The sequence below is a fragment of the Nocardia heshunensis genome (assembly GCF_054782115.1).
Genome location: NZ_BAAGTC010000078.1, coordinates 1 through 2,172 on the forward strand (window position 1 = coordinate 1; position 2,172 = coordinate 2,172).

Below are 2,172 nucleotides of genomic sequence, written 5' to 3' on the forward strand. Positions count from 1 at the left end.
AATACCGGAAAGCGAGGTATCTTTCAATGAAAAAGAGCACTTATTGGCACGTAAAGTTTTTACGAACACCGGTGGGCTATGAGAACTTAGCTTATTATCGGTTCCAGCAATACGAAAAGTATCTAAAGGAGGAACATGTATGGCTAACGAACTAGCAATTGTTGAACCGGTCATTGACGTAAAGCCGATGCCAATCACAATCAACAACCTCGATCAGGTTCAACAAGCAGTAACGGAAATTGTCTCTAAGTACAACCAAGACTTTGTGGTTACTGTGGATAATATCAAGGATGTCAAGAACATGCGGGCCGGTCTTAATAAGGTGTCTAAGGCGATTGATGAGAAACGGCTTACCATTAAGCGGCAGTATGCAGAACCAGTCAAGACCTTTGATTCTCAAATGAACCTGTTTAAAGAACAAATCGATTCAGTCATTTCGCCACTAGACACCAAGATTCGTGAGGTGACTGCGCAAGAACGAGCGGCTAAACAAGAACGGGTTGAAGGCCTGATTGCTGAGATGGCACCTAACTATGGTGTGGAAGTCAGTGAAGTTGACATCGAGCCGTCGTGGCTGAATAAGTCGGCTACTAAGAAGCAGATTGTGGAAGGCATTGCCGGTGTCATGACTCAGATGAAGAAAGAGGCCGACCAACTGGCTACCAATTGCGAAACTATCACCAAGTATGCTGAGATTCAGAAAGTGGACCCGGCAGGCTGGGTGGATCAGGTCAAGCAAGGCCAAGACGTGGACTATCTCATGAAGGCCATTGATAACCAGGTGGAACGGCAAGCCGAGAAGCAACACAAGCTGGAAGCCAAGGCCGCTGAGGAGCGCACCCACCAGCAAACGAAAGGTGACACGGTAGTTGATACCAATACTGGCGAAGTGGTCTCACGAGCCGTTGTGTTGAAGATTACAGCAACCCTTCCACAGATGAAATTGCTTAAAAGTTATATGGACTCCGAAGGCATTAAGTACGAACGGGAGGGATAGCCGTGGAAATCCAACACGCAACTGACATCAAGCGCGGTGAAGACTTCTCAGTATTGATTTACGCCCAACCAGGCGTTGGCAAAACTTCCACACTACGTTATCTTCCTGGCCGAACTCTAGTCATCGACGTTGACCGGACGACTAACGTACTGGCGGGACTGCCTAACATTGATGTGGTTAAGCTAGACACGAAACATCCACTAGAAGGGGCCCGTACACTACTGGGAGAAATTCACAGTACGCAATTGGGTAACTACGATAACATCGCTTTCGACAATCTTAGCGAGTTTGAGCAAGCATGGCTAGGCGAAAAAGCTAATGAAGCTAAAACCAAGTCTGGCGCTGACATGGGTATCCCCCAGATGAATGATTACAACCAGTTTGGTTTCTACCTACCTGACATGATCCGTTTCATTAATTCATGGCCAGGAGTCAATAAAGTCTACACGGCGTGGGAAGCTACCCGACAAATTGATACGCCGACCGGGCAGACTTATAACCAGTTCGTACCGCAAATGCGAGAGAAGCTGGTCACGAACGTCATGGGTCTCATGAACGTGGTTGGCCGCATGGTTATCTCTGACAAGACCGGGGCCCGGGGATTTATTCTCAAACCGTCCAATGCTGCATTTGCTAAGAACCAGTTAGACGACCGGCAATTTGCACTACCGGAGACGCTTTTCACGGAGATTGGTGGTGATATGAATGTATCAACTCCATCCGTACCAGACAAAGCTGGTCAACCAAGCAAGACAGGCACTAGCAAACGGCAATAAATCGGTGCTGTTGCAAAGCCCGGCCGGGTCCGGTAAATCGGTCATCATTGCAGAAATAGTACGGCTAACGGTAAGCAAGGGTGGCTCAGTGATGTTTATGGTTCACCGTAAGGAACTAGCTGAGCAGATAACTAATTCATTCCGAGAGAATGAGGTTGATCTCACTCGTTGTACGATTCTGACAGTAGGTAAGATTGCTAACAGATTAAAGATTCTGCCGCACCCCGCACTGATAATCACGGATGAGTCACATCATTCTCTGGCTAAGACCTACCGTAAGATTTACGACTACTACGCTGGGGTGCCACGATTAGGCTTTACTGCAACACCGTGGCGTCTAAATGGAAAGGGTTTGCACGATGTCTATGATGATATGGTTCTGGGCCCGTCAATTGATTG

General features: G+C 47.6%; 3 protein-coding genes. All 3 read left to right on the forward strand.

Annotated elements, in window-relative coordinates; all coding sequences use genetic code 11:
- Positions 1 to 139: 139 nt before the first annotated feature.
- A complete protein-coding gene (locus tag ACYVN4_RS45285; RefSeq protein WP_125686025.1) occupies positions 140 to 997 on the forward strand; it encodes a DUF1351 domain-containing protein in 858 nt (285 codons plus the stop codon).
- Between the two features lie 2 nt (positions 998 to 999).
- The gene (locus tag ACYVN4_RS45290; RefSeq protein ID WP_125686023.1) at positions 1,000 to 1,773 is read left to right on the forward strand and encodes an AAA family ATPase; all 774 of its coding nucleotides are present in this window, start codon (positions 1,000 to 1,002) and stop codon (positions 1,771 to 1,773) included.
- A partial coding sequence (locus tag ACYVN4_RS45295) for a DEAD/DEAH box helicase (RefSeq protein WP_460730539.1) occupies positions 1,703 to 2,172 on the forward strand: 470 nt, incomplete at its 3' end. The genes ACYVN4_RS45290 and ACYVN4_RS45295, both read left to right, overlap by 71 nt.

Excerpts from the sequence above, each read along its gene's own strand:
- ACYVN4_RS45285 (WP_125686025.1), top strand. The coding sequence starts at position 140 with ATGGCTAACGAACTAGCAATTGTTGAACCGGTCATTGACGTAAAGCCG.